This window comes from Klenkia terrae (genome assembly GCF_900491935.1).
In the GTDB taxonomy this organism is placed as follows: Bacteria; Actinomycetota; Actinomycetes; order Mycobacteriales; family Geodermatophilaceae; genus Klenkia; species Klenkia terrae.
This window is the reverse complement of the sequence record NZ_UEXK01000004.1, coordinates 3,645,208-3,671,598: the sequence shown is the minus strand read 5'-3', so window position 1 is coordinate 3,671,598 and position 26,391 is coordinate 3,645,208. Positions and strand designations below refer to the sequence as shown.

General features: G+C 73.9%; 22 protein-coding genes. 6 read left to right on the top strand and 16 right to left on the bottom strand.

The annotated features are described in order from the left end of the window. The first annotated feature begins 55 nt into the window (after positions 1 to 55). Positions 56 to 913, top strand: a complete 858-nt coding sequence (locus tag LFA75_RS18290; protein WP_225235025.1) for an NAD(P)H-binding protein — start codon at positions 56 to 58, stop codon at positions 911 to 913. Positions 914 to 935: 22 nt separating this feature from the next. Here the strand turns inward: LFA75_RS18290 and LFA75_RS18285 are convergent, their stop codons facing one another. Further along, on the bottom strand, positions 936 to 1,130 hold the full coding sequence (locus LFA75_RS18285) for a DUF3046 domain-containing protein (RefSeq protein ID WP_225235024.1): 195 nt from the start codon (positions 1,128 to 1,130) through the stop codon (positions 936 to 938). Between the two features lie 138 nt (positions 1,131 to 1,268). After that, positions 1,269 to 2,414: an acyl-CoA dehydrogenase family protein gene (locus LFA75_RS18280; RefSeq protein WP_225235023.1), complete on the bottom strand. Its 1,146-nt coding sequence runs from the start codon at positions 2,412 to 2,414 to the stop codon at positions 1,269 to 1,271. Positions 2,415 to 2,501: 87 nt separating this feature from the next. Between LFA75_RS18280 and LFA75_RS18275 the strand changes: the two genes are divergently transcribed. Then, positions 2,502 to 7,151, top strand: coding sequence for an ATP-dependent helicase (locus tag LFA75_RS18275; protein WP_225235022.1), 4,650 nt, complete (start codon positions 2,502 to 2,504; stop codon positions 7,149 to 7,151). Positions 7,152 to 7,197: 46 nt separating this feature from the next. Here LFA75_RS18275 and LFA75_RS18270 read toward each other — a convergent pair whose 3' ends face one another. Then, positions 7,198 to 7,767 (bottom strand): antibiotic biosynthesis monooxygenase, encoded by a 570-nt coding sequence (locus LFA75_RS18270; protein ID WP_225235021.1) that lies wholly within the window; start codon positions 7,765 to 7,767, stop codon positions 7,198 to 7,200. A gap of 39 nt (positions 7,768 to 7,806) precedes the next feature. Continuing rightward, positions 7,807 to 8,343: an antibiotic biosynthesis monooxygenase gene (locus tag LFA75_RS18265; protein WP_225235020.1), complete on the bottom strand. Its 537-nt coding sequence runs from the start codon at positions 8,341 to 8,343 to the stop codon at positions 7,807 to 7,809. Between the two features lie 122 nt (positions 8,344 to 8,465). Between LFA75_RS18265 and LFA75_RS18260 the strand changes: the two genes are divergently transcribed. Then, positions 8,466 to 9,317: a DNA-formamidopyrimidine glycosylase family protein gene (locus LFA75_RS18260; RefSeq protein ID WP_225235019.1), complete on the top strand. Its 852-nt coding sequence runs from the start codon at positions 8,466 to 8,468 to the stop codon at positions 9,315 to 9,317. Positions 9,318 to 9,374: 57 nt separating this feature from the next. Here LFA75_RS18260 and LFA75_RS18255 read toward each other — a convergent pair whose 3' ends face one another. Further along, positions 9,375 to 10,220, bottom strand: coding sequence for a PspA/IM30 family protein (locus LFA75_RS18255; RefSeq protein WP_225235018.1), 846 nt, complete (start codon positions 10,218 to 10,220; stop codon positions 9,375 to 9,377). Positions 10,221 to 10,357: 137 nt separating this feature from the next. Here LFA75_RS18255 and LFA75_RS18250 point away from each other — a divergent pair, with 137 nt between their 5' ends. Then, entirely contained in the window at positions 10,358 to 11,338 is a 981-nt protein-coding gene (locus LFA75_RS18250) for a PfkB family carbohydrate kinase (RefSeq protein ID WP_225235017.1), read from the top strand. Positions 11,339 to 11,398: 60 nt separating this feature from the next. Here the strand turns inward: LFA75_RS18250 and LFA75_RS18245 are convergent, their stop codons facing one another. From LFA75_RS18245 to LFA75_RS18220, 6 genes are all read right to left on the bottom strand, one after another. Next, positions 11,399 to 12,685, bottom strand: coding sequence for an ABC transporter ATP-binding protein (locus LFA75_RS18245; protein WP_225235016.1), 1,287 nt, complete (start codon positions 12,683 to 12,685; stop codon positions 11,399 to 11,401). A gap of 45 nt (positions 12,686 to 12,730) precedes the next feature. Next, the gene (locus LFA75_RS18240; protein WP_225235015.1) at positions 12,731 to 13,564 is read right to left on the bottom strand and encodes a carbohydrate ABC transporter permease; all 834 of its coding nucleotides are present in this window, start codon (positions 13,562 to 13,564) and stop codon (positions 12,731 to 12,733) included. After that, positions 13,564 to 14,526 carry a carbohydrate ABC transporter permease gene (locus LFA75_RS18235; protein ID WP_225235014.1) on the bottom strand — a complete coding sequence of 321 codons (963 nt, stop codon included), beginning with the start codon at positions 14,524 to 14,526 and terminating at the stop codon, positions 13,564 to 13,566. Before LFA75_RS18235 ends, LFA75_RS18240 begins: the two co-directional genes overlap by 1 nt. Beyond that, entirely contained in the window at positions 14,523 to 15,728 is a 1,206-nt protein-coding gene (locus LFA75_RS18230) for an extracellular solute-binding protein (protein WP_225235013.1), read from the bottom strand. The genes LFA75_RS18235 and LFA75_RS18230 overlap by 4 nt, the downstream gene beginning before the upstream one ends. A gap of 259 nt (positions 15,729 to 15,987) precedes the next feature. Beyond that, the gene (locus LFA75_RS18225; protein WP_225235012.1) at positions 15,988 to 17,241 is read right to left on the bottom strand and encodes a DUF4032 domain-containing protein; all 1,254 of its coding nucleotides are present in this window, start codon (positions 17,239 to 17,241) and stop codon (positions 15,988 to 15,990) included. Positions 17,242 to 17,264: 23 nt separating this feature from the next. Then, the gene (locus LFA75_RS18220) at positions 17,265 to 17,945 is read right to left on the bottom strand and encodes a TetR family transcriptional regulator (protein ID WP_225235011.1); all 681 of its coding nucleotides are present in this window, start codon (positions 17,943 to 17,945) and stop codon (positions 17,265 to 17,267) included. A 203-nt stretch (positions 17,946 to 18,148) separates the two neighbouring features. Here LFA75_RS18220 and LFA75_RS18215 point away from each other — a divergent pair, with 203 nt between their 5' ends. Beyond that, a complete protein-coding gene (locus LFA75_RS18215; RefSeq protein ID WP_225235010.1) occupies positions 18,149 to 19,144 on the top strand; it encodes a glycoside hydrolase family 6 protein in 996 nt (331 codons plus the stop codon). A gap of 3 nt (positions 19,145 to 19,147) precedes the next feature. On the opposite strand, the gene LFA75_RS24025 is transcribed toward LFA75_RS18215, so the two are convergent. The 5 genes from LFA75_RS24025 to LFA75_RS18190 form a co-directional block, all read right to left on the bottom strand. Then, positions 19,148 to 19,510, bottom strand: coding sequence for a helix-turn-helix domain-containing protein (locus tag LFA75_RS24025; protein WP_318250026.1), 363 nt, complete (start codon positions 19,508 to 19,510; stop codon positions 19,148 to 19,150). A 130-nt stretch (positions 19,511 to 19,640) separates the two neighbouring features. Next, positions 19,641 to 20,321, bottom strand: coding sequence for a CDP-diacylglycerol--glycerol-3-phosphate 3-phosphatidyltransferase (pgsA, locus tag LFA75_RS18205; protein ID WP_225235009.1), 681 nt, complete (start codon positions 20,319 to 20,321; stop codon positions 19,641 to 19,643). Beyond that, on the bottom strand, positions 20,318 to 21,772 hold the full coding sequence (rimO, locus tag LFA75_RS18200; protein WP_225235008.1) for a 30S ribosomal protein S12 methylthiotransferase RimO: 1,455 nt from the start codon (positions 21,770 to 21,772) through the stop codon (positions 20,318 to 20,320). Before rimO ends, pgsA begins: the two co-directional genes overlap by 4 nt. Before the next feature lie 30 nt (positions 21,773 to 21,802). Continuing rightward, positions 21,803 to 23,368, bottom strand: a complete 1,566-nt coding sequence (locus tag LFA75_RS18195; RefSeq protein ID WP_225235007.1) for a DNA translocase FtsK — start codon at positions 23,366 to 23,368, stop codon at positions 21,803 to 21,805. Beyond that, positions 23,254 to 24,366 carry a DNA translocase FtsK 4TM domain-containing protein gene (locus LFA75_RS18190; protein ID WP_225235006.1) on the bottom strand — a complete coding sequence of 371 codons (1,113 nt, stop codon included), beginning with the start codon at positions 24,364 to 24,366 and terminating at the stop codon, positions 23,254 to 23,256. Before LFA75_RS18190 ends, LFA75_RS18195 begins: the two co-directional genes overlap by 115 nt. Before the next feature lie 82 nt (positions 24,367 to 24,448). Between LFA75_RS18190 and LFA75_RS18185 the strand changes: the two genes are divergently transcribed. Next, positions 24,449 to 26,389, top strand: coding sequence for an alpha/beta hydrolase family protein (locus tag LFA75_RS18185; protein WP_225235005.1), 1,941 nt, complete (start codon positions 24,449 to 24,451; stop codon positions 26,387 to 26,389). The last annotated feature ends 2 nt before the right edge of the window (positions 26,390 to 26,391 follow it).

Sequence of the window (26,391 nt, the reverse complement as noted above, 5' to 3'; positions counted from 1 at the left end):
TGTACGTTCTCGTCGAAAGCACTAACCAACAGTTAGTGCCATACGAGGAGGAAGCATGATCACCGTCACCGGAGCCACCGGGCAGCTCGGCCGGCTCGTCGTCACCGGGCTCCTGGAGTCCGGCGTCCCCGCCGCCGAGGTCACCGCGGTCGTCCGCGACGCCTCCCGGGCCGCCGACCTCGCCGAGCGCGGGGTCGCGATCGCCGTGGCCGACTACACCGACCCGGCGTCGCTGCGGTCCGCGCTGACCGGGACCGACCGGCTGCTGCTGGTCTCCGGCAGCGAGGTCGGCCAGCGCGTCGCCCAGCACACCAACGTCCTCCAGGCGGCGGCCGCGGCCGGCGTCGGGCTGGTCGTCTACACCTCGGCCCCCAAGGCCGACGACACCACGCTGGTCCTGGCCCCCGAGCACAAGGCCACCGAGGAGGCCATCACGGCCACCGGGCTGCCGGCGGTCGTGCTGCGCAACAACTGGTACTGGGAGAACTACGACGCTCAGGTCCAGCAGGCCGCGGCCTCGGGCCAGCTCGCCGGCAGCTCCGGCGCCGGGCGGGCATGGCCTGCCTCCCGCGCCGACTTCGCCGCCGCGGCCGTCGCCGTCCTCACCGCCGAGCAGCCGCCGCTGGGCGTGCACGAGCTCGGCGGGGACCAGCCGTTCGTGCTCGCGGACCTGGCCGCCGAGGTCGGCCGGCAGACCGGCACCGAGGTGACCTACGCGGACCTGTCGACCGACGACCACCGCGCCGCCCTGCTGGGCGCCGGTCTCGACGAGGGCACCGCCGGCTTCGTCGCCGCGCTGGACGGCAACATCGCCGCCGGCGAGCTCGACGCCGGCCAGGGCGGCATCTCCGCGCTCACCGGCCGGCCGACCCGCAGCCTGGCCGAGTACGTCGCCGAGGTCCTCGGGCGCTGAGCCACCGACGTCCCGGTGCGGGTCAGCGCGCCTTCACCGGGACGTCGAACTCCTCGCAGATCGCCAGCCACACCGTCCGGACCGGCACGCCCGCCTCGATGGCGCCCACGGCGGTCCGGCCCTCGAAGGCCGAGAACACGTGGTCGCGGGCGATCGACTCCCCGCGGAGGTCGCCGAACTGGCTCCGCAGCTGGCCCCAGAACTCCTGCAGTCGCACGTCCCCGACGGTACCCGCGGCTAGCCTGGCGCCATGATCCCCAGCACCGGTTCGGTCACCTGGGACACCGTCGGCCAGATCGCCCTGGTGTGCCTGCTGGCGGTCTCCCTGCTGCTCATGTGGCGCCGCCGCTAGGGCTCAGAGCCCCATCGAGCGGCCGATGATCTCCTTCATGATCTCGTTGGTGCCGCCGTAGATGGACTGCACCCGGGCGTCCCGCCAGGCCTTCGAGACCGGGTACTCGTTCATGTAGCCGTACCCGCCGTGCAGCTGCAGGCAGCGGTCGGCGGTCCGGTTCTGCAGGTCGCTGCACCACCACTTCGCCTTGGCCGCGTCCACGGCGGTCAGCGTCCCGGCGTCCAGCTGGCGGATGCACTCGTCGACGAAGGTGCGGGCGATGGTGGCCTCGGTGGCGAGCTCGGCGAGCACGAAGCGGCTGTTCTGGAAGCTGCCCACCGGCTTGCCGAACGCCGTGCGGCTGGTGACGTACTCCAGGGTCTGGGCCAGCACGGTCTCGATCGCGGCAACCGCGCCGATCGCGATGGACAGCCGCTCCTGGGGCAGGTTCTCCATCAGGTGCAGGAAACCGCGGTCGGCGGTGCCGAGCAGGTTGGCCGCCGGCACCCGGACGTCGGTGAAGAACAGCTCCGCGGTGTCCTGGGCCTTGAGGCCGACCTTGTCCAGGTTGCGCCCCCGCTCGAAGCCGGGCATGCCGCGCTCCACCACGAGCAGGCTGGTGCCCTTGGACGCCGGGGCGCCGGGGTTCGTGCGGGCCACCACGATGACCAGGTCGGCGTTGATGCCGTTGGTGATGAAGGTCTTCGACCCGTTGAGCACCCAGTCCTCGCCGTCGCGGCGGGCGGTCGTGGTGATGCCCTGCAGGTCGCTGCCGGTGCCGGGCTCGGTCATCGCGATCGCGGTGATCAGCTCCCCCGAGCAGAAGCCCGGGACCCAGCGGGCCTGCTGCTCCTCGGTGGCCAGGTCGCGCAGGTACGGGCTGACCACGTCGTTGTGCAGGGTGAACCCGACCCCGCTGGCGCCGACCCGGGTCATCTCCTCCGACAGCACGGCCTGGTAGCGGAAGTCGCGGACCCCGCCGCCGCCGAACCGCTCCTCCTGGTCGATGCCCAGGAAGCCCTGCGCGCCACCGGCGGTCCACACCTCGCGCGGCACGATGGAGTCCCGTTCCCACTGGTCGTGGAACGGGGCGATCTCCTTCTCGACGAACGTGCGCACGCTGGCGCGGAAGTCGTCGTGGTCGGCCTCGTACAGGTGGGAGCGCATGCCTGCGACTGTGGCAGACAACACTGACTGTTTCCAGGGCTGTCCTCCGTCGGGCAGGAATGTCGTACCCCTGGGGACACTGGGTACGTGCCCCACGCCCCGTCCGCGATCGAGCGGTTCTCCGCGCCCACCCAGGCGTGGTTCACCGGCGCCTTCGACCGGCCCACGGCCGCCCAGGAGGGCGCCTGGACGGCGATCAGCAGCGGCGAGCACGCGCTGGTCGTGGCGCCCACCGGGTCGGGCAAGACGCTGGCGGCGTTCCTCTGGTCCCTGGACCGGCTGGCCGCCACCCCGCTCCCGGAGGAGGAGAAGGCCCGCTGCCGGGTGCTCTACGTGTCCCCGCTCAAGGCGCTGGCCGTCGACGTCGAGCGCAACCTGCGGGCGCCCCTGACCGGCATCGGCCAGGCGGCCGCCCGGCTGGGCCTGCCCCGACCCGAGATCAGCGTCGGCATCCGGTCCGGCGACACCCCGGCAGACGAGCGTCGCGCCTTCGCCCGCCGGCCCACCGACATCCTCATCACCACGCCCGAGTCGCTCTTCCTGCTGCTCACCAGCCAGGCCCGGGAGGCCCTGCGCGGGGTCGAGACGGTGATCCTCGACGAGGTGCACGCGGTCTGCGGCAGCAAGCGCGGGGCACACCTGGCCGTGTCGCTCGACCGGCTGGACATGCTGCTGGACAAGCCCGCGCAGCGGATCGGGCTCTCCGCGACCGTTCGGCCGATCGAGGAGGTCGCCACCTTCCTGGCCGGCGGTCGCCCGGTCCAGGTGGTCGCGCCGCCCTCGACCAAGCAGTGGGACCTGTCGGTGGTCGTGCCGGTCGAGGACATGAGCCAGCTCGGCCAGCCGACCGGCGAGATGTCGGGCTCGGCGGCCGGCAACCAGCCCCGGACGTCGATCTGGCCGGCGGTCGAGGAGCGGGTGCTCGACCTCATCGAGGCCCACCGCTCCACCATCGTGTTCGCCAACTCCCGCCGGCTGGCCGAGCGCCTGACCAGCCGGCTCAACGAGCTGGCCTACGAGCGGGCCACCGGGGAGACGGTGCCTGCCGGGGCCGACGCCGCCCAGCTGATGGCGCAGGCCGGCGGTGGGGGCGGGCTGCCGCCGGACGCCAAGCCGGTGGCCAGCGCGCACCACGGCTCGGTGTCCCGCGAGCAGCGCGCCGTGGTGGAGGAGGCGCTGAAGTCCGGCCAGCTGCCGGCCGTGGTCGCCACCTCGTCCCTGGAGCTGGGCATCGACATGGGCGCGGTCGACCTGGTCATCCAGGTGGAGTCCCCGCCGAACGTGGCCGCCGGGCTGCAGCGGGTCGGGCGGGCCGGCCACCAGGTCGGCGCGGTGAGCCGGGGCGTGCTGTTCCCGAAGTTCCGCGGTGACCTGGTGCAGTCGGCGGTGGTGGCCGAGCGGATGAAGGCCGGCCAGATCGAGTCCATCCGCTACCTGCGCAACCCGCTGGACGTGCTGGCCCAGCAGATCGTGGCCATCGTCGCCGAGGAGCCCAAGACCGTCGACGAGGTGGCCGGCGTGCTCCGCCGCTCGGCCGCCTTCGCCTCGCTGCCCGACTCCGCGCTGCACGCGGTGCTCGACATGCTGGCCGGCCGGTACCCCTCCGACGCCTTCGCCGAGCTGCGGCCCCGGCTGACCTGGGACCGGGTCACCGACACGCTCACCGCCCGCCAGGGCGCCCAGCGGCTGGCGGTGACCAGCGGCGGCACCATCCCCGACCGCGGACTGTTCGGCGTCTTCATCGTCTCCGGCGGCGGCGAGACCGGCGGCCGCCGGGTCGGCGAGCTCGACGAGGAGATGGTCTACGAGTCCCGGGTGGGCGACGTCTTCCTGCTGGGCTCCTCCTCCTGGCGGATCGAGGAGATCACCCACGACCGCGTGCTGGTCACCCCCGCGCCCGGCCAGCCCGGCAAGATGCCGTTCTGGCACGGCGACACCCTGGGCCGCCCGCTGGAGCTGGGCCGCGCGCTGGGCGCGTTCCTCCGCGAGGTCGGCGGGGCGACGCCGGCCGCGGGCCTGGCGCGGGCCAAGGCCGCCGGGCTCGACGACTGGGGTGCGGCCAACCTGCAGGCCTACCTGACCGAGCAGAAGGCGGCCACCGGTCACCTGCCCGACGACCGCACGCTGCTGGTGGAGCGGTTCCGCGACGAGCTCGGGGACTGGCGCCTGGTCGTGCACTCCCCCTTCGGCGCACAGGTCAACGCCCCCTGGGCGCTGGTGCTGGCCGCCCGGCTGCGCGAGCGCTACGGCGTGGACGTCGCCTCCATGCACGCCGACGACGGCATCGTGCTGCGGCTGCCCGACACCACCGGCGAGCCCCCCGAGGCCGACCTGGCGATCCTGGACCCCGACGACGTGGAGCGGGAGGTCACCGCCGAGGTCGGCAACTCCGCCCTGTTCGCCAGCCGGTTCCGCGAGTGCGCGGCCCGGGCCCTGCTCCTCCCCCGCCGCGACCCCCGCCGGCGCACCCCGCTGTGGCAGCAGCGGCAGCGCGCAGCCCAGCTGCTGAGCGTGGCGAGCGAGTTCTCCAGCTTCCCGATCACCCTGGAGGCCGTCCGGGAGGTGCTGCAGGACGTCTACGACGTGCCGGGCCTGGTCGAGCTGATGAGCGACATCCGCTCGCGGCGGGTGCGGGGGGCCGACGTGCAGACCCAGAGCGCCTCGCCGTTCGCCCAGTCGCTGCTGTTCGGCTACGTCGGCCAGTTCATCTACGAGGGCGACGCGCCGCTGGCCGAGCGGCGCGCGCAGGCCCTGGCCCTGGACACCGGCCTGCTGGCCGAGCTGCTGGGACGCTCGGAGCTGCGCGAGCTCCTCGACGGCGACGCGCTCACCGAGATCGAGGCGGAGCTGCAACGGCTGCCCACCGACCGGCACCCCCGCGACGTCGACGGCGGCGCCGACCTGCTCCGCGTGGTCGGCGACCTGGCCGCGCCCGAGGCCGCCGCACGGGGCGTGTCCCAGGAGTGGCTCGACGAGCTGGTCGCCGGTCGCCGGGTGCTCAAGGTGCGGATCGCCGGCCAGGATCGCTACATCGCCATCGAGGACGCCGGCCGGTTCCGCGACGCGCTGGGCACCGCCCTGCCCGTCGGGGTGCCCGAGGTCTTCACCGAGCCGGTCGCCGACCCGCTGGGCGACCTGGTCGGCCGGTACGCCCGCACGCACGGCCCGTTCGTCCCCGCCGAGGTCGCCGACCGGCTCGGGCTCGGGGTCGCCGTGGTGACCACGACCATCGCGCGGCTGGTGGGCACCGGGCGGGTGGTCACCGGTGAGTTCCGGCCCGGCGGCGTGGGCCAGGAGTGGTGCGACGCGGAGGTGCTGCGCTCCATCCGTCGCCGCAGCCTGGCCAAGCTGCGCCAGGAGGTGGAGCCGGTGCCGACCACCACGCTGGCCCGGTACACGCCGTCCTGGCAGTCGGTCGGCAGCCGCATGCGCGGGGTGGACGGCGTGCTCGCGGTCGTCGAGCAGCTGGCCGGCGCCCTGGTCCCGGCCTCGGCGCTGGAGACCCTGGTGCTGCCCTCGCGGGTGCAGGGCTACCAGCCCGGCATGCTCGACGAGCTGACCAGCGCCGGTGAGGTGCTGTGGGCCGGCGCGGGCGGCCTGTCCGGCGGCGACGGCTGGATCACCCTGGTCCCGGCCGCCCTCGCCGCGCTGCTGCTGCCCGAACCGCCGCTGGGCGCGCAGGACGAGGGCGGGGTGGGTGCCCAGGTGCTCGAGGAGCTGGCCGGTGGCCAGGCGCTGTTCTTCCGCGGCCTGTCCGACCGGGTGGGTGCCACCGACGACCAGGCCTTCGCCGAGGTGGTCTGGGACCTGGTCTGGGCCGGCGCGCTCACCAACGACACGCTGGCCCCGCTGCGGGCGCGGCTGGCCGGCGGCGGCGCGCACAAGAAGGCGCCCGCCGCGCCGCGCGCGCGGCTGGACCGCACCCGGTACGGCCGCACCCGGGTGGGCCGCCCCGCGATGCCCAGCCGCACCGGTCCCCCGATGGTGGCCGGCCGGTGGTCCCGGCTGCCGGAGCTCGAGTCCAACTCCACCAAGCGCAACAACGCCCGCACCGAGTCGCTGCTCGAGCGGCACGGCGTGCTGACCCGGGGCGCGGTGATGGCCGAGCAGGTGCTGGGCGGGTTCTCCGCGGTCTACCCGATCCTGCGGGCCTACGAGGAGAACGGCCGGGCCCGGCGCGGGTACTTCGTGGAGACCCTCGGCGCGGCCCAGTTCGGCACCCCCGGGTCGGTCGACCGGCTGCGCAGCTTCGCCAGCCCCGACCGCACCCCCACCCCCGCGGTCGTGCTGGCGGCCACCGACCCGGCCAACGTGTACGGCGCGGCCCTGCCCTGGCCCGACCGGGCCGCCGGCGCACCCGGTGACGCGCCCACCGGGGACGGCGCCGACGAGGCGGTCGACCTCGGCGAGGGCACCGCACCCGGGGTGGCCAAGAAGCGCGGCGCCACCGGCCACCGCGCCGGTCGCAAGGCCGGTGCGCTGGTCGTGCTGGTCGACGGCGAGCTGGTGCTCTACGTCGAGCGCGGCGGCAAGACGCTGCTGTCCTGGACCGAGGACGAGGTGGCCCTCAAGGAGGCCGCGACCGCGCTGTCCAACGCCGTCGCGGCCGGCGCGCTGGGCCGGATGGTGGTGCAGAAGGCCGACGGCGCCTCGGTGCACGAGCCCACCCCGCTGTCGGCCGCGCTGCAGGCAGCCGGGTTCAGCGCGACCCCCCGGGGGCTGCGGTTGCGCGGGTGAGGTCGACCTGTCGACACGTCGACCCGGGCAGCCGCCCGCGGCCGGCTCAGTCGCGGGAGCGGGGCCGCAGCCAGCGGGCCAGCCGACGGGTCAGGAACGGCATGCAGACGTAGCCCAGCGCCAGGACCAGCACCACGGCGTAGAACAGCGCCCGCAGCACCAGCGGCCAGTGCCCGACGTACGGCGCGACGACGGCCTGCACCACCAGCTGCAGCGCGAAGACGACCGCGATGGTCAGCACCGTCAAGCGGGTGCGGGACGGGCCGTCGGCGCGGTCGGGCGCGGTGAAGAAGCTCTCCAGGCCGCTGACCCGGCTGTACCGGGAGCTGTCCACCATCGCCCCGGCCCGGCCCAGCGCGCGGTGCCGCTCCGGGGAGCGCTCCCAGGCCGCCAGCGCCTCGCGGTCGTGGAACCGGTAGACCAGGTGGTACTCCGAGCTGCCCGCCCCCGGCCGCAGCAGCGTCGAGCCCAGGTGACCCGGGAAGGTGGCCGCCAGCGCCATGATGTCCTCGGCCCACGCCTCGAAGGCCGGCACCTGGTCCGGGCGCACCTGCCGGGCCGCGGTCACCGTCACCGGCTGGGTGTCCGGGGAGGCCGGGCGGCGGCGGGGAGGCACCGGGTCAGCCTGCCTCGACGAGGTGCCGCCCGCGAGGTCCTAGCGGCGTGAGCCCGGACGCAGCCAGCGCGCGGACAACCGGGTCAGCACCGGCATGACCACGAAGCGCAGCCCGTTGACGACCACCAGCGCCGAGACCAGCAGCTGGGCCGGCCACGGCCAGTCGGCCACCAGCGGCCCGAGCAGCAGGTGGAAGGAGGAGGTCAGCAGGAACACCCCGAGGACGGTCAGCAGGATCACCCGCCAGGCGGGCGCCGCCGGGGCGGTGCGCCCGAAGAACCCCTCCAGACCCTCGACCCGGGCGAAGCGCTCGTCCTCGACGAGGTCGCCGAGCCGGGCCACGAGTGCGGCACGCTCCGGCGAACGCTCCCAGCCGGCCAGGGAGTCGGCGTCGGCGAACCGGTACACCAGGTGGTACTCGTCGCTGCCCGCACCGGGCCGCAGGGTGGAGGACCCCAGATGACCGGGGAACGTGGCCGCCAGGGCCTGCACGTCGCGGGCCCACTCCTCGAAGGCCTCGCGCCGGTCGGGCCGGACCACGCGGGCCGCGGTGACCGTCACCGGCTGCGGGGCCACCGCGTGGCCGGGGCTCCTCGTCTGCACGGAATGTCTCAGCACTGAGACATCTGGATGTCTTCCGGATGTCGGCGGCCTCACACCGCCGGGCACACCACCTCACCACCGGGGAGGATGGCGACGTGCCCGAGGGAGACACCGTCTGGCTGGCAGCGCAGCGGATGGACACCGCGCTGCACGGCGCGACGCTGACCCGCGGCGAGCTCCGGGTCCCCCAGCTGGCCGCGGTCGACCTCACCGGCGCCACCGTCACCGAGGTGGTGCCGCGCGGCAAGCACATGCTCATCCGCTTCGCCGACGGCCGCACCCTGCGCACGCACTACCGGATGGACGGCAGCTGGCACCTCTACCGCCCGGGCGCGCGGTGGCGGGGTGGGCCGGGGTTCGCCGTCCGCGCGGTCCTGGCCACCCCCGAGTGGGAGTGCGTCGGGTACCGGCTGCACGACATGGCCATGGTGCCGACCAGCCAGGAGGACAGCCTGGTGGGGCACCTGGGCCCCGACGTCCTGGGCCCGGACTGGGACCTGGCCGAGGCGGTCCGCCGGTTGCGCGCCGCACCCGAGCAGCAGGTCGGCGTGGCCATCCTGGACCAGCGCAACCTCGCCGGGATCGGGAACCTCTACAAGGTGGAGAGCCTGTTCCTCTCAGGGGTGAACCCGTGGGCGCGGGTGGCCGACGTCCCGGACCTGCCCGGCCTGGTCGAGCGGGCCCGGACCCTCATGCTGGCCAACCGCGACCGGCCGGAGCAGAGCACCACCGGGGACACCCGGCGCGGCCAGGACCACTGGGTCGCCGGCCGCAAGGGCCGTCCCTGCCGACGCTGCCGGACGACGATCCTGCTCGGCGACCAGGGCCCGGACCTGCAGGAGCGGGTCACCTGGTGGTGCCCCCGCTGCCAGGCCACCCCGGTGCCCGTCGACCCCCGCGCCCGCACCGGCCAGGCAGGCACCGAACCCCGCCGCGCGCGCTACTGACGACGAACGCCCTCCCCGCAGCGCGGGGAGGGCGTTCGTCGGTCGGAGTGCTTCTGCTTACTGCTGGGGCCGCTGGTCGTGCTGCTCGATCGGCTGGGAGACCTGCGGGGCGACCTGGGGGGCACCCTGCTCGATCGCACCGGCGGCCTGCGAACCCGTGACGGCCTGCTGGCCCGCCCCGGCGCCGCCGCCCATGCCGGCCCGGATCTGGGCCAGCCGGGACGCACCGGCGACGTCGAGGGTCGCCTTCTGCACCTCGGCCATGCGGCCCTCGACAGAGTTCTGCGCCAGCTCGGCCTGGCCGAGGGCGTTGGCGTAGCGCCGCTCGATCTTGTCCCGCACCTCGCCCAGGTTCGGGGTGTTGCCCGGCGCGGACAGCTCGTTGACCGACCGCAGCGAGGCCGAGACCTGCTCCTGCATCTTGGCCTGCTCCAGCTGGGAGAGCAGCTTGGTGCGCTCGGCGAGGATGGTCTGCAGCCGCATGCGGCTCTGCTCGACGGCGCCCTTGGCCTGCTCGGCGGCCTGCAGCGCCTCGTCGTGGCTGCGCTTGAGGTCCTCCATGGACTGCTCGGCGCTGACCAGCTGGGTGGCGAACGCCTGCGCGGCCTGCTCGTACTCCCCCGCCTTGGCCGGGTCGGTCGCCCGGGTCTGGTCGGCCAGGGCCAGTGCCTGCTGCGCCGAGGACTGCAGCTGCTCGACCTCGCCCAGCTGCCGGTTGAGCCGCATCTCCAGCTGCCGCTGGTTGCCCAGCACGGCCGCGGCCTGGTTGGCCAGCGACTGGTGGCGCTGCTGCTCGCCCTCGATCGCCTGTGCGATCTGGATCTTCGGGTCGGCGCGCTCGTCGATCTGCGCGTTGGCCGACGCCGTGAGGTACTTCCAGAACTTCACGAACGGGTTGGGCATGGTTCCTCCTGGTCGGGCGCGCCCCGCAGGGCAGGTGCGCACCGCGCGGGCGACGTCGTCGGGACCCATCGTCCCAGTACCAGGGTGCCCGGGGCCACAAGGGCTCCGCGGGAGCGCGCGCCGCTACTGTCCGACCCATGCTGACCGTGCTCGGGGAGCTCGTCGTCGACCTCATCCCGGACCCCTCCGGTGACGCCGGGGCCGAGGGCACCGCACCGCGGTTCGTGGCCCGGCCGGGGGGCAACGCGCTCAACGTGGCGGTCGCCGCCGGGCGCCTGGGCCACCCGGTGCACCTGCTCGCCCGGTTCGGCACCGGTCCCCTGGCGGGCAACCTGCGCCGGCACGCCGAGCTGTCCGGCGTGGACGTCGGCCGCAGCGTGCAGTCCGCCGACCCGGTGAGTCTGGCCGTGGTGGGCCTGGCCGCGGACGGCTCGGCGGACTACGGCTTCCACGTGCTCGGCGCCGCCGACTGGCAGTGGACCGACGCCGAGGTCGCCCAGGCCTGGCCCCAGGGCAGCCAGGCGCTGCACGTCGGGTCGATCTCGTCGTGGACCGCGCCGGGCTGCGGGGCGATCGCCGGGCTGGCGGAGCGGCTGCACGCCGACGGGTCGGCGCTGGTCAGCGTCGACCCCAACATCCGGGTCTCGCTGGCCGAGGGCTTCGGCAACACCGCAGACGACGTCCGGGCCCGGCTGGACCGCCTGCTCGCCGTCGCCGACGTGGTCAAGGTCAGCGCTGAGGACCTGGCCTGGCTCGAGCCCGCCACGACGGACCTGGACGAGGCGGCGCAGCGGTGGGCCGACCGGGGCCCGGGGGTCGTCCTGCTCACCGACGGCGGGGCACCGCTGCGGGTGGCCCGCCCGGGCCGACCACTGCTGCGGCACACGCCGCCGACGGTGACCGTCGCGGACACCGTCGGCGCCGGGGACTCCCTCGCCGCCGGGTTCCTGACCGGCCTGCTGGAGGCCGGGGTCACCACCCGTGCTGCGCTGGACGCCGTCGAGGACGACGTGCTGGCCCGGGTGGTCGCCGACGCCTCGCTGGTGGCGGCGCTGTGCTGCACCAAGGTCGGCGCGGACCCGCCGACCCGGGACGAGCTGGCCGCCGCGCGCGGCTGAGCACGCACGAGGGCCCCGCACCGTCCGGTGCGGGGCCCTCGTCGTGCGGTGCGGTGCCGGTCAGGCGGCGGTGCTGCCCGTGCCCGCGCCGGAGCCCGAGCGCTCGCCGGTCAGGCCGCCGGCGGCCTCGGCCACCTGCTCCTCGCGGTCCTCGGTGGCCATCCGGGTCAGCTCGGCGCCGGCCTCGGCGTCCCGGGTCAGGTTGTCGCCGGTCTCCGGGTCGAAGACGTGCACCTTGCGGGTGTCCAACCAGAACTCGGCGTCGCGGCCCTCGCGGATCCGGCTGGTCGAGTCGATGGACACGATCGCCTGGGTGCGCAGCTCCTCGCTGTCCAGCTCCCGGGACAGGTCCCGCAGCTGGGTGCGGATGGCGTCCGGGGCGTCGTAGGGGATGTAGGCGTACTGCTGGTCCCCCAGCCACTCGGTGACGTCGACCTTGGCGGTGAACGTCGTCCCCACGTGCTTCTTGGCCTCGTCGACCAGCGACGCGTCCTCGAAGTACTCCGGCCGGATGCCCACCAGCAGGAGCTCGTGCCCGGCGACCGCGGCGGCCCGCTTCTCGTCGAGCTCGATGGTGCCGAAGGGCGTCGTCAGCGTGGCGCCGTCGATGGTCGCGGGCAGGAAGTTCATCGGCGGGGAGCCGATGAACCCGGCCACGAACAGGTTGACCGGCTGCTCGTAGAGCTCGCGCGGCGAGGCCACCTGCTGGATGGAGCCCTTGCGCAGCACGCAGACCCGGTCGCCCAGGGTCATGGCCTCGGTCTGGTCGTGGGTGACGTAGACCGTGGTGATGCCCAGCCGGCGCTGCAGGCGGGCGATCTCGGTGCGCATCTGGCCGCGCAGCTTGGCGTCCAGGTTGGACAGCGGCTCGTCGAAGAGGAAGGCCTCGGCCTGCCGGACGATCGCGCGGCCCATGGCCACCCGCTGGCGCTGACCACCGGAGAGGTTGGCCGGCTTGCGCTCGAGGTGCTCGTGCAGCTCGAGGACGTCGGCGGCCTCCTTGACCAGGCGGTCCACCTTGTCGTCGGGGGTCTTGGCCAGCCGCAGCGGGAAGGCGATGTTCTCGTACACGCTCATGTGCGGGTAGAGGGCGTAGTTCTGGAAGACCATCGACAGGTTGCGGTCGCGCGGCGCCTTGTCGTTGACCCGCTCGCCCCCGATGATCATGTCCCCGGAGGTGATGTCCTCCAGGCCGACGATCATCCGCAGCAGGGTCGACTTCCCGCAGCCGGACGGGCCCACCAGGATCATGAACTCGCCGTCGGCGATGTCCAGGCTGATGTCGTTCACGGCGGGGAACCCGTCGCCGTACTTCTTGACGATGTTCTTCATCTCGATCGAGGCCATCGTGGACTCCTTGCGATGTCGGGGTCGGGCTGGGTGGTGGGCCGGTCAGCCCTTGACGGCGCCGTTGGTCAGCCCCGCGACGATCCTGCGCTGGAAGACCAGCACCAGGACGACGACGGGGATCGTGACGATCACGGCGGCGGCGGCGATCGCACCGGTCGGGTCCTCGAACTGCGAGGCCCCGGAGAACAGGCCCAACGCAGCCGGGACCGGGCGGGACGCCCCGGTCGACGTCAGCGAGATGCCGTAGACGAAGTCGTTCCAGGCGATGAAGAAGGCGATGATCGCGGTGGTGAACACCCCAGGTGCCGCCAGGGGCACGATCACCTTCCGGAAGGCCTGCCAGGTGGTGGCGCCGTCGACCTGGGCGGCCTGCTCCATCTCCCAGGGGATCTCGCGGAAGAACGCCGACATGGTCCAGATCGAGAGCGGCAGGGTCAGCGACAGGTACGGGATGATCAGCCCGGGCCAGGTGTCGTAGAGCCCGATCTGGCGCCACAGGTTGAACAGCGGCGTGACGATCGAGATGACCGGGAAGATGGCCACCGCCAGCGCCGTCCCGAGGATGAACTTCTTGCCCGGGAAGTCCAGCCGGGCGATCGCGTAGGCCGCGAACATCGACAGCACGCAGCTGATGAACGTGGCGATCAGGCAGATGCCGAACGAGTTGCGCAGGGCCGGCAGGAAGAGGTCGCTGGCCGCGCCGTCGAGGATCAGCGAGTAGTTCTCCGTGGTGAACAGCGACGGCAGGAACGAACCGTTGGCCAGGTCACTGGGCGCCTTGAACGACAACGACACGATCCACGCGATCGGGAACAGCGCGTACAGCGCGATCGCGACGCCGGCGACGATCCACCAGCTTCTCTCCTTCGTCGACATCAGCTGTCCCCTCGTGCCTGGGCCAGGTCGACCTTGAAGCCCTTGATGAACGTGAACGCGATCAGCACGACCACGATGAACAGCAGCACCGAGACCGCCGACCCCAGCCCGATCTCCAGCCGGGAGATGGTCTGCCGGTAGGCCAGGAACGACACCGACTCGGTGTTGTTGGCCCCCGCCGTCATGACGAAGATCGAGTCGAAGACCCGGAAGGCGTCCAGCGTGCGGAACAGCAGCGCGACCATGATCGCGGCCTTCATGTTGGGCAACGTCACCCGGCGCATCCGCTGCCACCAGGTGGCACCGTCCACCTGCGCGGCCTCCTGCAGCACCTCGGGCACCTGGGCCAGACCGGCGAGCAGGAGCAGCGAGATGAACGGGGTGGTCTTCCAGATCTCGGCCAGGCAGATGACGAACAGCGAGGTGCCGGTGTCCCCGAACCAGTCGGTGTCGGCGCCGACGCCCGGGATCCAGGCGAACCAGCTGTTGACGAACCCGGTGTTGATGTCGAAGGCGAACTGCCAGGCGAAGGCCGACACCACGGTGATGACGGCGTAGGGGATGAGGATGACCGCCCGCAGGAAGGGCCGGATCGCCCGCAGCGCCTTGTTCATCACCATCGCCAGCGCGAAGCCCAGCACCAGCTCGACCGCGACGGTGATCACGGTGATCAGCGCGGTGACGCCGATCGCGGTCCACCACAGCTGGTCGGTGAGGATCACCACGTAGTTGCTCAACCCGGTGAAGGACCGGTTGTCCGGGTCGGTGAGCCGGTAGTCGAACAGCGAGTCGTAGAACGCCTGGGCGATCGGGTACGCGGTGACCAGGAGCATCACCGCCAGCGCCGGTCCGGCGAGCAGCCAGCCGAGCTTGCGCTCGGCCTTGGCCCGGTCGCTGATCAGAGCCTTCGGCTTGGAGACCGGCTCGGTCTTCGGGGCCGGCGGCAGCGTCGTCGTACTCACAGCAGCTGCTCCTTCCGCAGGACGGCTTCGATGAGCTCGGTCGCGGATTGCGGCGTCTGCTCGGGGTCGACGGACGACGGCGGGTGGTACTCGCGCTGGATCCCGCCGGAGACCTCGCTGTAGTACGGCGTCTGCGGCCGGGGGGCGGCCTGCTGCAGGGACTCGAGGATCACCGGGGCCTGCGGGAACTCGTCGAGCACCGCCTGGTCCTCGTAGACCGTGCTGTCCGAGGCCGGGTTGCCGTTGGTGACGAAGTAGTAAGCCTGGTTCTCGGTGCTGGTGATGCACTCGGTGGCCTCGTAGGCGAGATCGGTGTGCTCGCTGAACGCGCCGATCCCGAGGTTGATCCCGCCGTACGGCGGGGCGGCCTCGGTGCCCGCATCCACCTGGGGGTAGATCGTCGCGGCGTAGTCGTCGACGGTCGCCTGGTCCAGCGTCCCGGCCTCGACCGCGGCGAGGCCCCGGGGGTAGACGAAGGGGTAGTTGACCATGAAGCCCCCCTGGTCGCTCTCGAACCCGGTGGCCGTGGAGTCCTCGTTCCCGGTGGACAGCGCCGGGCCCACCTGGCCCGACGTGGCGATGTTCCGCATGACCTCGGCGGCTCGTATCCCTGCCTCGGAGGTCAGGCCGAGCTCGATCTGCTCCGGGTCGGTGGAGTTCTCCGCGATGATCGAGCCACCGGCGCTCTCGATGAGCGCGTTGAACCACACGGTCAGTGCCTCCGCGCGGATGCCCTGGACCCCGATCAGCACGTCCTGGTCCTGGGCCGCGGTGATGATCTGGTCCCAGGTGACCGGCTGGGTCATGTCCAGCCCGGCCGCCTCGGCGACCGAGGTCCGGTACCAGAGCAGCTGGGTGTTGGCCCAGAACGGGACGGCGACGAGCTCGCCGTCCCAGGTCGAGCCCTCGATGGCGCTCTCCACGACGTCCTCGGTGACCCGGTCGGCGACGTCGTCGGGCACCGGCGCGAGGAAGCCGGCCTGGGCGAACTCCGGGATGAAGGGCGGGTCCAGGCTCATGATGTCGATCGAGGAGTCGTTGGCCGCCAGCCGACGGACCAGCTGCTCCCGCTGCGCGGAGGCCTCCCGGGGCAGCACCGCGGTGGAGATGGTGTAGCGGCCCTGCGCGGCATCGGTGCAGCGGGAGGCGATCTCGGCCTGCCCGCCGGAGTCCGGGTTGGTGTACCAGACGAGTTCCGGCACCCCGGAATCGCTGCTGCCGCACGCGGCGAGCCCGGAGGCGGCGACGACCGCGGCCGCCCCCGCCCCGAGCAGTTTGGCCCTCGACCGGACCCGGGTTCTCGTCGTCCTCGGCACGCGCAGCGCCTCCGATGGGTCGGGCGGCACAGCGCCGCGGACGGTCCGGCGATGCATGATCACCAGCTGTGAGGCGACTGTGGCCCAGGCCACTCAGGGTGTCAAACCGAGATCAGGACCGTTGCCGCCCCGTTACCCGAGCCGCTCAGGACGGGGTGTCCGATCCCGCTTCGTCGACGGCGGCGAGCACCGCGGGGGTGGTCATCTCGGCCGGGGTGCGGGGCAGCTCGGAGTCCAGGTAGGAGGCCAGCGCGGCCGTCGTCCCGACGTCCCGGCCGGCCTGCTCGGACAGGAACCAGCGGTGCTCGAGCACCTCGTGGAACATCTGCGCCGGCGCCACCCGCCCGGCCAGGTGTCGCGGCACGGCCTCCACGACGGGCAGGTAGATCTCAGCCATCCAGCGGTGGCCGGCCACCGCCTCGGGCACCGGGCGGCCGCTCTCCTGCTCCAGCCACGCGCGGTAGCTGCGCAGGTCGTTGAGCATCCGGCGGGCCTGGTTCTCCTGCGCCTCCAGGCCGGTCAGCCGGAGCAGCTCGCGGCGGTGCTGCCCCGGCTCGGAGACCCGGGTCTGCACCCGCATCCGCACACCCTCGGCGGTCGGCACCAGCTCCAGCTCGCCGGCGTCGAACCCCAGGTCGTTGATCCACTGCAGCCGCTCGGCGACCCGGTAGCGCTGCTCCTCGGGCCGGAACACCTCGGTCCTGGTCACCGCGTCCCACAGCGCCTCGTACCGCTGCGGCAGCGACTCGGCCACCTGGATCGGGTCGATGTCGGCCGAGAGCAGGTCACCGAACTGCAGATCCATGAGCTCGGCCCCGACCCGCTCGCGGGCCAGGTCGACGTCGTAGCGACGCATGCCGGGGCTCAGCTCCGGACGGCGCTCGACGGTCTCGGCGTCGACGAGGTAGGCGGTCAGCCCGTCGGCGTCGGGCCGGAACAGCGTGTTGGACAACGAGCAGTCGCCCCAGAACACCCCGGCCAGGTGCAGCCGGACCAGCAGCACGACCATCGTGTCCAGCAGCTGGGAGGTGGAGTACTGGGTCCGCGGGCTGGAGAACAGGTGCCGGTAGGACATCGAGTACTCGAGGTACCGGGTCACCAGGATGGCCTCCTGGTCGGCCGGGCGGTCCACGCAGATGCCCAGCGCCGAGACCGACGGCAGGCCCTCCTCGACGAACTCCCCCAGCAGCGAGTACTCCTTGCGGGCCAGCGGCTCGGCGATCTCCTTCAGCGCGAAGACGCTGCCCTCCGCGGCGACGAAGCGCACCACGTGCCGGGAGATGCCGCGCTGGGGCACCGACAGGAGCAACGACTCGTCCCACTCCGCCAGCGGCTGCTCCCACGGCAGCGCGAGCAGCGCCGCTGCCTCGTCTGCCGGTGGCCGGAACAGGTACCGCACGCGCGGGAAGCTACCCCGTCCGCTCAGCCGGCGGCAGCCACCCGGGCGACGGTCGCCGCCTGGCGCGCGCGCTGCTCGGCGCTGCCCGGCCGCAGCACCAGGCCGACCAGCCAGGACAGGACGACGGCCGCGGTGTCGTCGTCGACGAACAGGGCCGAGCCCAGGCGGGCGGCGCACCGGCCGTCGTCGGCGCGCTGCAGGAGCCGGGACAGCACCTCGGGCTCGGTCTGGGCCAGGCGGCGCAGCACCGGGTGTCCGCCGACCTCCTCGGCCAGGGCGAGCAGGGCCCGCTCGCGGGGCAGTCCGGCCGCGAGGCCGGCCAGCCGGGCGAGCTCGGCCTCGACCAGCGCAGCGGCGACGTCGTCCTTGGTCCGGAAGTGGTTGTAGAGCGTCGCCTTGGCGACCCCGGCCGCGGCGGCCACGTGCTGCATGGTGGCGCGCTTGAGTCCGTGCTCGGCGAACGCGACGGCCGCGCCGGCCAGGAGACCGCGCCGGGTACGGGCGAGGGTGGCCCCGGCCCGGGTGTGCCCGCCGGTCGTCGACCCGGCCGGCGGCCGCAGCAGCGGCAGCTCGCCCAGCACGACGGTGGCGTGCCGGCCGGTCTCCTCCGCGTGGGGTCCGGTCGAGGGCGTGGCGGTGAGCACGGTGCCGGTGTCCTCGATGGTGCGCGGTGAGTACCGGTCGGGCAGCGGGAGCGGATTCACCCACACTGTGTCCCATCCCGGTCACCGAGGGTCAAGGACGTCGGGCCGGAGCACCGCTCGTGTCGCCCCACCCGTCCGGGTCGTCCCGCCCGCCGCAGAGCCCCGGTCGACCCGCCGGGCCCCTACCGTGGNGGACGGCGCGGTGCACCCGACCTCCCGACCCCGACCGGCGGACCGCCCGCCGGTCGGGGTCGGGAGGTCGGGTGCACCGCGCCGTCCTGGTCCTGACCCTGCTCGTCGGCCTGCTGGCCGGCAGCGCGGTGGGGCTGCCCACCCCAGCGCAGCCGGGCACCACGGCCCCGGTGGACGCCGCCGACCCGGCCCTGGCCCCGGGGCGCCCGCTGTTCGGCAACCCGGACGCGCTCGCCGCGCTCTGGGTGGCCGCGCACCCGCAGGACCCGCGGCGGGCGGCGGTGGCCGACCTGGCCGCGCAGCCGGTCGCGCGCTGGTTCACCGAGAGCGGGCCGGGCACCCGCGGCGAGGTCGCCGGGTTCGTCGACGCCGCCGCGGCCGCCGGGGCCACCCCGGTGCTGGTGGCCTACGCCGTCCCCGGTCGGGACTGCGGGCAGTTCTCGGCCGGCGGCGCCCCGGACGCGGCGACCTACCGGGCCTGGATCGCGGCGGTCGCCGCCGGCATCGGACCGCGCAAGGTCGTGGTGGTGCTCGAGCCGGACTCCCTGGTGCACCTGGACTGCCTCACCGCGGCCGCGGCGCTCGAGCGGCAGGACCTGCTGGCCGACGCCACCGCGACCCTCGCCGCGTTGGCCCCGCAGGCGCAGGTCTACCTGGACGGCTCGCCGGCGAACGGGGCGGTGACCCCCGAGGAGCTGGCCGACCGGCTGCTGGCCTCCGGCCTGGCCGACGCCCGCGGGCTGGCCCTCGGCGTCTCCGCCCACACGCCGACCGAGACCGCGCTCGCCTTCGGGCGGGCCACCGCCGAGGTGGTCGCCGGGCGGACCGGTCAGCAGCTGGGGCTGGTGGTCGACACCAGCCGCAACGGCACCGGGACGACGCAGTGGTGCAACGCGGCGGACCAGCGGGTCGGTGAACACCCCACCACCGACCCGGACCTAGGGGACGACGTGGACGCGCTGCTGTGGATCAAGCCGCCGGGTGAGTCCGACGGCGACTGCGGGACCGGCTCGGGCACGGTCGCCGGCGAGTTCGACCCCGACCTGGCGGCCGCCCTCGCGGGCTGAGGATCAGGCGGCGAGGGAGACCGGGTCGCGACGGCGGCGGGGCGCACCCACGAGGGCCAGGGCCGGCTCGGCGGCCGGCGCGGGCTGCTCGGCCGGGGTGGCGGGCACCAGCGGGGTGACCTCGCGGCGGAGCGACCCGGACCGGAGGTCGTCGCTGACCTGGGCGAGCAGGTCGGCCAGCTCGACGTCCAGGGCGTCGCAGATGGAGGCCAGCAGCTCGGAGGAGGCCTCCTTCTGGCCGCGCTCGACCTCGGAGAGGTACCCGAGGCTGACCCGGGCGGCGCCGGAGACGTCGCGCAGCGTCCGTCGCTGCTGCAGCCGGTGGCCGCGCAGGGTGGTGCCGAGCTGGGTGCGCAGCAGCGTCATCGCCGTCTCCTGTCCCGATCTGTGGTCGTGCTCCCACGGTACGCCCGCGGGCCGGTCGCGACCTGCCCGGACGCTCCGCGTCCGCTCACGGCACAACGCCGCCGCTCCCCCGCACGTTCCGGGGGCCGCCTCAGGCCGCGGTGTCGGTGCGGTGACCGGTCCCGTCGGACCCGTGGTCGGCCGCGGCGGCGCGGCGCGCGGCGGCGTTGCGCATCGCCCGGGCGCTCGTGCGCCGCAGCCGCAGCGCGCGCACGACGTAGTCCAGCCCGGTGGCCAGGGTGAGCAGCAGCGCCACGCCCATGAACCACCAGCGGACCGAGGCGAGCACCCCGGTCAGCGGCATCAGGTACAGCCCGATCGCCAGCGCCTGGACGACGGTCTTGACCTTGCCCCCGCGGCTGGCCGCGATCACCCCGTGCCGGATCACCCAGAACCTCAGCAGGGTGACCCCCAGCTCGCGGACCAGGATCGCCAGCGTCACCCACCAGGGGAGCAGCCCCAGGGCCGAGAGCCCGACCAGCGCGGCGCCGGTGAGGGCCTTGTCGGCGATCGGATCGGCGAGCTTGCCGAACTCGGTGACCTGGTTGGTGCGCCGGGCGATCATCCCGTCGTACCGGTCGGTGATGATCGCGCCGGCGAAGAACAGCGTCGCCCACCAGCGCCGGCTGGTGTCCATGCCGCCGTCGGCGAGCAGCAGCCAGGCGAACAGCGGCACCACGGCCAGCCGCAGCACGGTCAGGGCGTTGGGCAGGTTCACCAGCCGCACCGACTGGGGCGGGGTGGCGGCCGGGTCGGGCAGGGGGCTGCTCATGCGACCCCCGGACCGGCTCCCGTGCCCGCGCCGGCCTCGACCAGGCACGCCGCCACCAGGTCGATGCCCTCGGTGCCGGTCACCCGGGCGGCCACGACCTGGCCCGGCACCGCGTCCAGCGGGACGCCGGTGACCGTGGTCGTGCCGTCGGCGTCGGGGTCCTGGTGCTCGGCATGGCCGGCCCAGCTGCCGTCGTCCTGGCGCTCGGTGACCAGCACCTGCACCGTCGACCCGACCCGCTCCTCGGCCCGCTGCGCGGTGAGCTCCTCGACCAGGTCGGTGATCCGGGCGACCCGGGCGTCGACCTCGGTCTGCGGCAGGTGGCCGTCCAGGCGGGCGCCCTCGGTGCCCTCCTCGTCGGAGTAGCCGAACACCCCGACGGCGTCCAGCCGGGCGGCTACGAGGAACCGCTCGAGCTCGTCCACGTCGGCTGGCGTCTCCCCCGGGAACCCGAGGATGACGTTGGTGCGGAACCCGGCGTCCGGGGCCAGTGCACGGGCCCGGGCGACCAGGCCCAGGAAGTCCTCGGTGCCGCCGAACCGGCGCATCCGGCGCAGCAGGGTCGGCGAGCTGTGCTGGAAGGACAGGTCGAAGTACGGCGTCACCCCGGGGGTGGCGGCGATGACCTCCAGCAGCCCCGGTCGCAGCTCGGCCGGCTGCAGGTAGGCCACCCGGACCCGCGACAGCCCCGGGATGGCGGCCAGCTGCGGCAGCAGCTTCTCCAGCGTCCGCAGGTCGCCGAGGTCCTTGCCGTAGGAGGTGGAGTTCTCGCTGACCAGCACCAGCTCGGTCACGCCCTGGCCGGCCAGCCACTGGGCCTCGCCCAGCACCTCGCCCACCGGCCGGGACACGAAGGCGCCGCGGAAGGCCGGGATGGCGCAGAACGCGCACCGCCGGTCGCAGCCCGAGGCGAGCTTCAGGGAGGCGACCGGGCCGCTGGTCAGCCGGGTGCGCTTGAGCCAGTCGTGGCCCGGGATGGCCGGGGCCGTCGGGGCGACCGCCGCCCGCGTGCGGTCGGCCGGGCTGATCGGCAGCAGGGTGCGCCGGTCGCGCGGGGTGTGCGGCACGAGGGGGCGCCCGGCCAGGACGTCGTCCAGCCGGTCCCCGATCGCCGAGTAGTCGTCGAAGCCCAGCACGGTCGCCTCGGGCAGGGCGGTGGCCAGCTCGCTGCCGTACCGCTCGGCCATGCAGCCCACGGCGACGACGTGCGCACCGCCGTCCCCGGCCTCGAGGATGGCGTCTACGGAGTCCTTCTTGGCGGTCTCGATGAACCCGCAGGTGTTGACCAGGACGGCGTCGGCGTCGGCGGCGTCGGCCACCAGCTCGTAGCCGTCGGCGGCCAGCCGACCGGCCAGCTCCTCGGAGTCGACCTCGTTCCGGGCACAGCCCAGGGTCACCATGGCCACCTTGGTGGCACCGGAGGGGAGGTCGGCGAGGGGCAGAGCGGGCACAGCAGTCACCGGATCAGCTTAGGCGCCCGGTCAGGCGTCGCTGCCGCCGCGCAGGAGGAAGAGTGTGCTCTCCAGCTCGTCGGGCTTGAGCAGCACGTCGCGGGCCTTGGATCCCTCCGACGGCCCGACGATCCCCCGGCTCTCCATCAGGTCCATCAGCCGGCCGGCCTTGGCGAAGCCGACCCGCAGCTTGCGCTGCAGCATCGACGTCGAGCCGAACTGGCTGGTGACGACGAGCTCGACGGCTTGGACCAGCAGCTCCAGGTCCCCGCCGATGTCCTCGTCGATCTCCTTCTTCTCGCCGGCCGCGGCGGTGAAGACCTCTTCCCGGTACTCGGGCTCGGCCTGCCGCTTGGTGAACTCGACGACCGCCTCGATCTCGGCGTCGGAGACGAAGGCGCCCTGCACGCGCAGCGGCTTGCCCGCACCGATCGGCAGGAACAGGGCGTCGCCCATCCCGATCAGCTTCTCCGCACCCGGCTGGTCGAGGATGACCCGGCTGTCGGTGAGGCTGGAGGTGGAGAAGGCCAGCCGCGAGGGCACGTTGGCCTTGATCAGCCCGGTGACGACGTCCACCGACGGCCGCTGGGTCGCCAGCACCAGGTGGATGCCGGCCGCACGGGCCTTCTGGGTGATCCGGACGATCGACTCCTCGACGTCGCGGGCGGCGACCATCATCAGGTCGGCCAGCTCGTCGACGATCGCCAGGATGTAGGGGTAGTGGCGGTAGACCCGCTCGCTGCCGGGGGGCACGGTGACCTCGCCGCGCTCGACCTTGCGGTTGAAGTCGTCGATGTGCCGGACGCCGGTGGACTTCATGTCCTGGTAGCGCTGCTCCATCTCCTCGACCAGCCAGGCCAGCGCGGTGGCGGCCTTCTTGGGGTCGGTGATGATCGGCGTGATCAGGTGCGGGATGCCGTCGTAGGGCGTGAGCTCGACCATCTTGGGGTCGATCAGGATCATCCGGAGCTGGTCCGGGGTGGCCCGCAGCAGCAGCGAGGTCAGCAGCGAGTTGACGCACGAGGACTTGCCGGCGCCGGTGGCGCCGGCGACCAGCAGGTGCGGCATCTTCGCCAGGTTCGCGCAGACGAACCCGCCCTCGATGTCCTTGCCCAGCCCGACCAGCATCGGGTGCGGGTCCTGCTTGGCCGCCCCGGAGCGCAGCACGTCGCCGAGGCTGACCTTCTCGCGGTCCAGGTTGGGCACCTCGATGCCGACCGCGGACTTGCCGGGGATCGGGGCCAGGATGCGGATGTTGTCGTTGGCCACGGCGTAGGCCAGGTTGCGGGCCAGCGCGGTGATCTTCTCGACCTTGACCGCCGGGCCCAGCTCCACCTCGTACCGGGTGACCGTCGGGCCGCGGGTGAACCCGGTGACCGCGGCGTCGACGTTGAACTGCTCGAGGACGCCGGTGATCGCCTCGATGGCGATGTCGTTGGACTTCGAGCGGGCCTTCGGCGGGTCACCCGCGCGCAGCGAGTTCAGCGACGGCAGGACGTAGTCGCCCTCCACCGGCTGGATGACCATCTGCTCGGGCTCGGTGATCGGCGGCAGCTCCGGCTCGGGCTGGCGCATGGTGCGGTCGACCACGGGCATGCGGCGCAGCTCGGTGCCGGGGGTCGGCTCGACGGCCACCGCGTCGCCGGCGCCGTCGACGTCCCCGGTGTCGATGATCCGGTCTCGGCGCTGTCGGCGCCGGACTGCAGGGCCGCCATGGCCGCCTGCGCGCGGCTGCGCCGGGTGCTGCGCGGCGCCGGCGGGTCGGCGTCCAGGCCGAGGTCGGGGACGAACTCGTCGTCCTCGTACTCCTCGTCGTCGTACTCGTCCTCGCCGCGGCCGGTGACCCGGTCGAGGAACCCGCGGAGCCGCTCGGGCACCTGGTGCACCGGGGTGGCGGTGACGACCAGGACGCCGAAGAACACCACGAGCAGGAACAAGGCGACCCCGACGGCGGTGCCCACGCCCGCGCCGACCGGGTTGCCGATGGCCCAGCCGACCGTGCCGCCGCCGCCGTCGCGGTCCTCGCCGGTGGGCGAGCCGGTGACCAGGTGGGCGATGCCGAGGACCGGGAGGACGACGCAGATCCAGCCGATGATCAGCCGGCCGCGCGCCTCGGGGCGGGGGCCGTGCCGCAGCAGCCGCAGTGCGGCCAGCAGCAGGACGACCGGCAGCAGGTAGGTCAGGGCGCCGAACGCCCAGCGGAAGGCGCCGACGATGCCCGACCCGACCGGGCCGACGTCGCCGACGTAGGCGGTCACGCCCAGCACGATCGCCAGGCCGAGGACGGCGAGGCCGACCCCGTCGCGGCGGTGCTCGGGGGCCAGGGGCTCGGTCTCGTCGGGCCGGGCGACCGAGCGGGCGAGCCCGCCGGCGCCGCGGGCCAGCAGCGACCAGGTGCCGCTGGCCGCACCCCAGAGACCGGCGCCGACCGACCGGCGCTTGGGGGCGGGACGGCGGGCGGCGGTGGTCGCGCCGCGCTTGGCCGGCGCCCGCTTGGCGGGCGCCTTCTTCTTGGCGGCTGTGGTGGCCGGACGGCTGCGCGACGTACCGCCGGCCGCCGGCCGTCGGTTCGAGGTCGTCGAGCGCGCAGGCATGTCGCCGACGGTAATCGCGTGCGTGGTGCCCGTGTGGCAGGCGGGAGTGCGTGTCTGCACCACCGCACTAGCGTCACAGGGCATGCAGACCCTCCCCTACGGTTCCTGGCCCACCCCCATCACCTCCGAGCTCGTCGTCCGGGCGGCGGCGCGGCTGGGCGAGGTGGCGGTGACGTCGGACGGCGTGTGGTGGGCCGAGTCCCGGGCCGCCGAGGGCGGGCGGACCGTGCTGGTGCACCGCGCGGCCGACGGCACCACCACCGACCTGCTGCCCGAGCCGTGGAACGCCCGGACCCGGGTGCACGAGTACGGCGGCGGTTCGTGGACGGTGGACGGCGGCACGGTGTTCTTCACCGACTTCGCCGACCAGCGGCTGTACCGGGTGGTCCCCGGGGCCGACCCCGAGCCCTTGACCGCGGCACCGGACATCCCCTCCGGGGTCCGCTTCGCCGACCTCGCGGTGACCCCGGGCGGCCAGGTGCTCTGCGTGCGGGAGACCCACACGGCCTCCGGCGCCTCGGCCGAGGTGGTCCACGAGGTGGTCGCCGTGGCCCCCGACGGCACGGTCGCCGTCCTGGTCAGCGGCCCGGACTTCGTGTCCGACCCGCGCACCGGACCCGACGGCGCGCTCAGCTGGTTGCAGTGGCAGCACCCGGACATGCCCTGGGACGCCGCCCAGCTGGTGGTCCGCGCCGCCGACGGCACCGAGACCGTGGTGGCGGGAGGTCACGGGGAGTCCGTCGTCCAGCCGTCGTGGGCCGCCGACGGGTCCCTGCTGTTCTTCGCCGACCGCACCGGGGTCTGGGCGCTGTACCGGTGGCGGCCGGGCGGGGAGCCCGAGCTGCTGCTGGACCCCGGCGGCGACATGGCCGGGCCGCAGTGGGTGTTCGGCGCCAGCCGGTACGCCGAGCTCGCCGACGGCCGGCTCGTCGTCGCCTACGGGCGGGACGGCGCCGACCGGCTGGCCGTGCTCGAGCCCGGTGGCCCGCGCGAGCTGCCGACCCGTTACGCCTCCTTCGGCCAGCTCCGCGCCGACGGCACCGCGGTGGTCTGCGTGGCCGGCGGCCCGACCTCCAAGCCGGAGGTGGTCCGGGTGCCCGTGGACGGCGGGGACGTCGAGGTGCTCCGGCCGGCCCCCCAGGACCTGGACGAGGCCTGGTTCTCCCGGCCCGAGCACGTGGTGTTCCCCAGCACCGACCTGGACGGCGTCACCGAGGCGCACGCGCTGGTCTACCCGCCCACCAACCCCGAGGTCACCGGACCGGCCGGGGAGCTGCCGCCCCTGGTGGTCGTCGTGCACGGCGGTCCGACCGCCGCGGCGTCCCCGGTGCTGACCCTGGGCGTGCAGTACTGGACCTCCCGCGGGTTCGCCGTCGCCGACGTGGACTACCGCGGGTCCACCGGCTACGGCCGGGCCTACCGGGACGCCCTGCAGGGCCGGTGGGGCATCGCCGACCTGGACGACGTGGTCGCCGTCGTCGGGTACCTGACGTCCGACGCCGCCCCGGACCGGCTGCGGGTGGACCCGGCCCGGGCGGTGATCCGCGGCGGCTCGGCCGGCGGGTACACCACGCTGGCCGCGCTGACGTTCCGGCCGGGGGTGTTCGCCGCCGGGGCCAGCCACTACGGCGTCGCCGACCTGGCCGCGCTGGCCGCCGACACGCACTCGTTCGAGTCCCGCTACCTCGACGGCCTCATCGCGCCCTGGCCGGCCGGCGAGGAGGTGTACGCGGAGCGCTCGCCGATCCACCACGTCGACTCCCTGGCCACCCCGCTGGCGGTCTTCCAGGGGTCCGAGGACCGGGTGGTGCCCCCGGAGCAGGCCGAGATGATGGTCGCCGCGCTGCGCGACAAGGGCGTGCCGCACGCCTACCTGCTCTTCCCCGGCGAGCAGCACGGCTTCCGGCAGGCGGCCAACATCCGGGCCTCGCTGGACGGCGAGCTGTCCTTCTACGCCCAGGTGCTGGGGTTCGACCTGCCCGCCGAGGAGGGCATCGAGCCGATCGAGGTCGTCCGCCCGTAGGC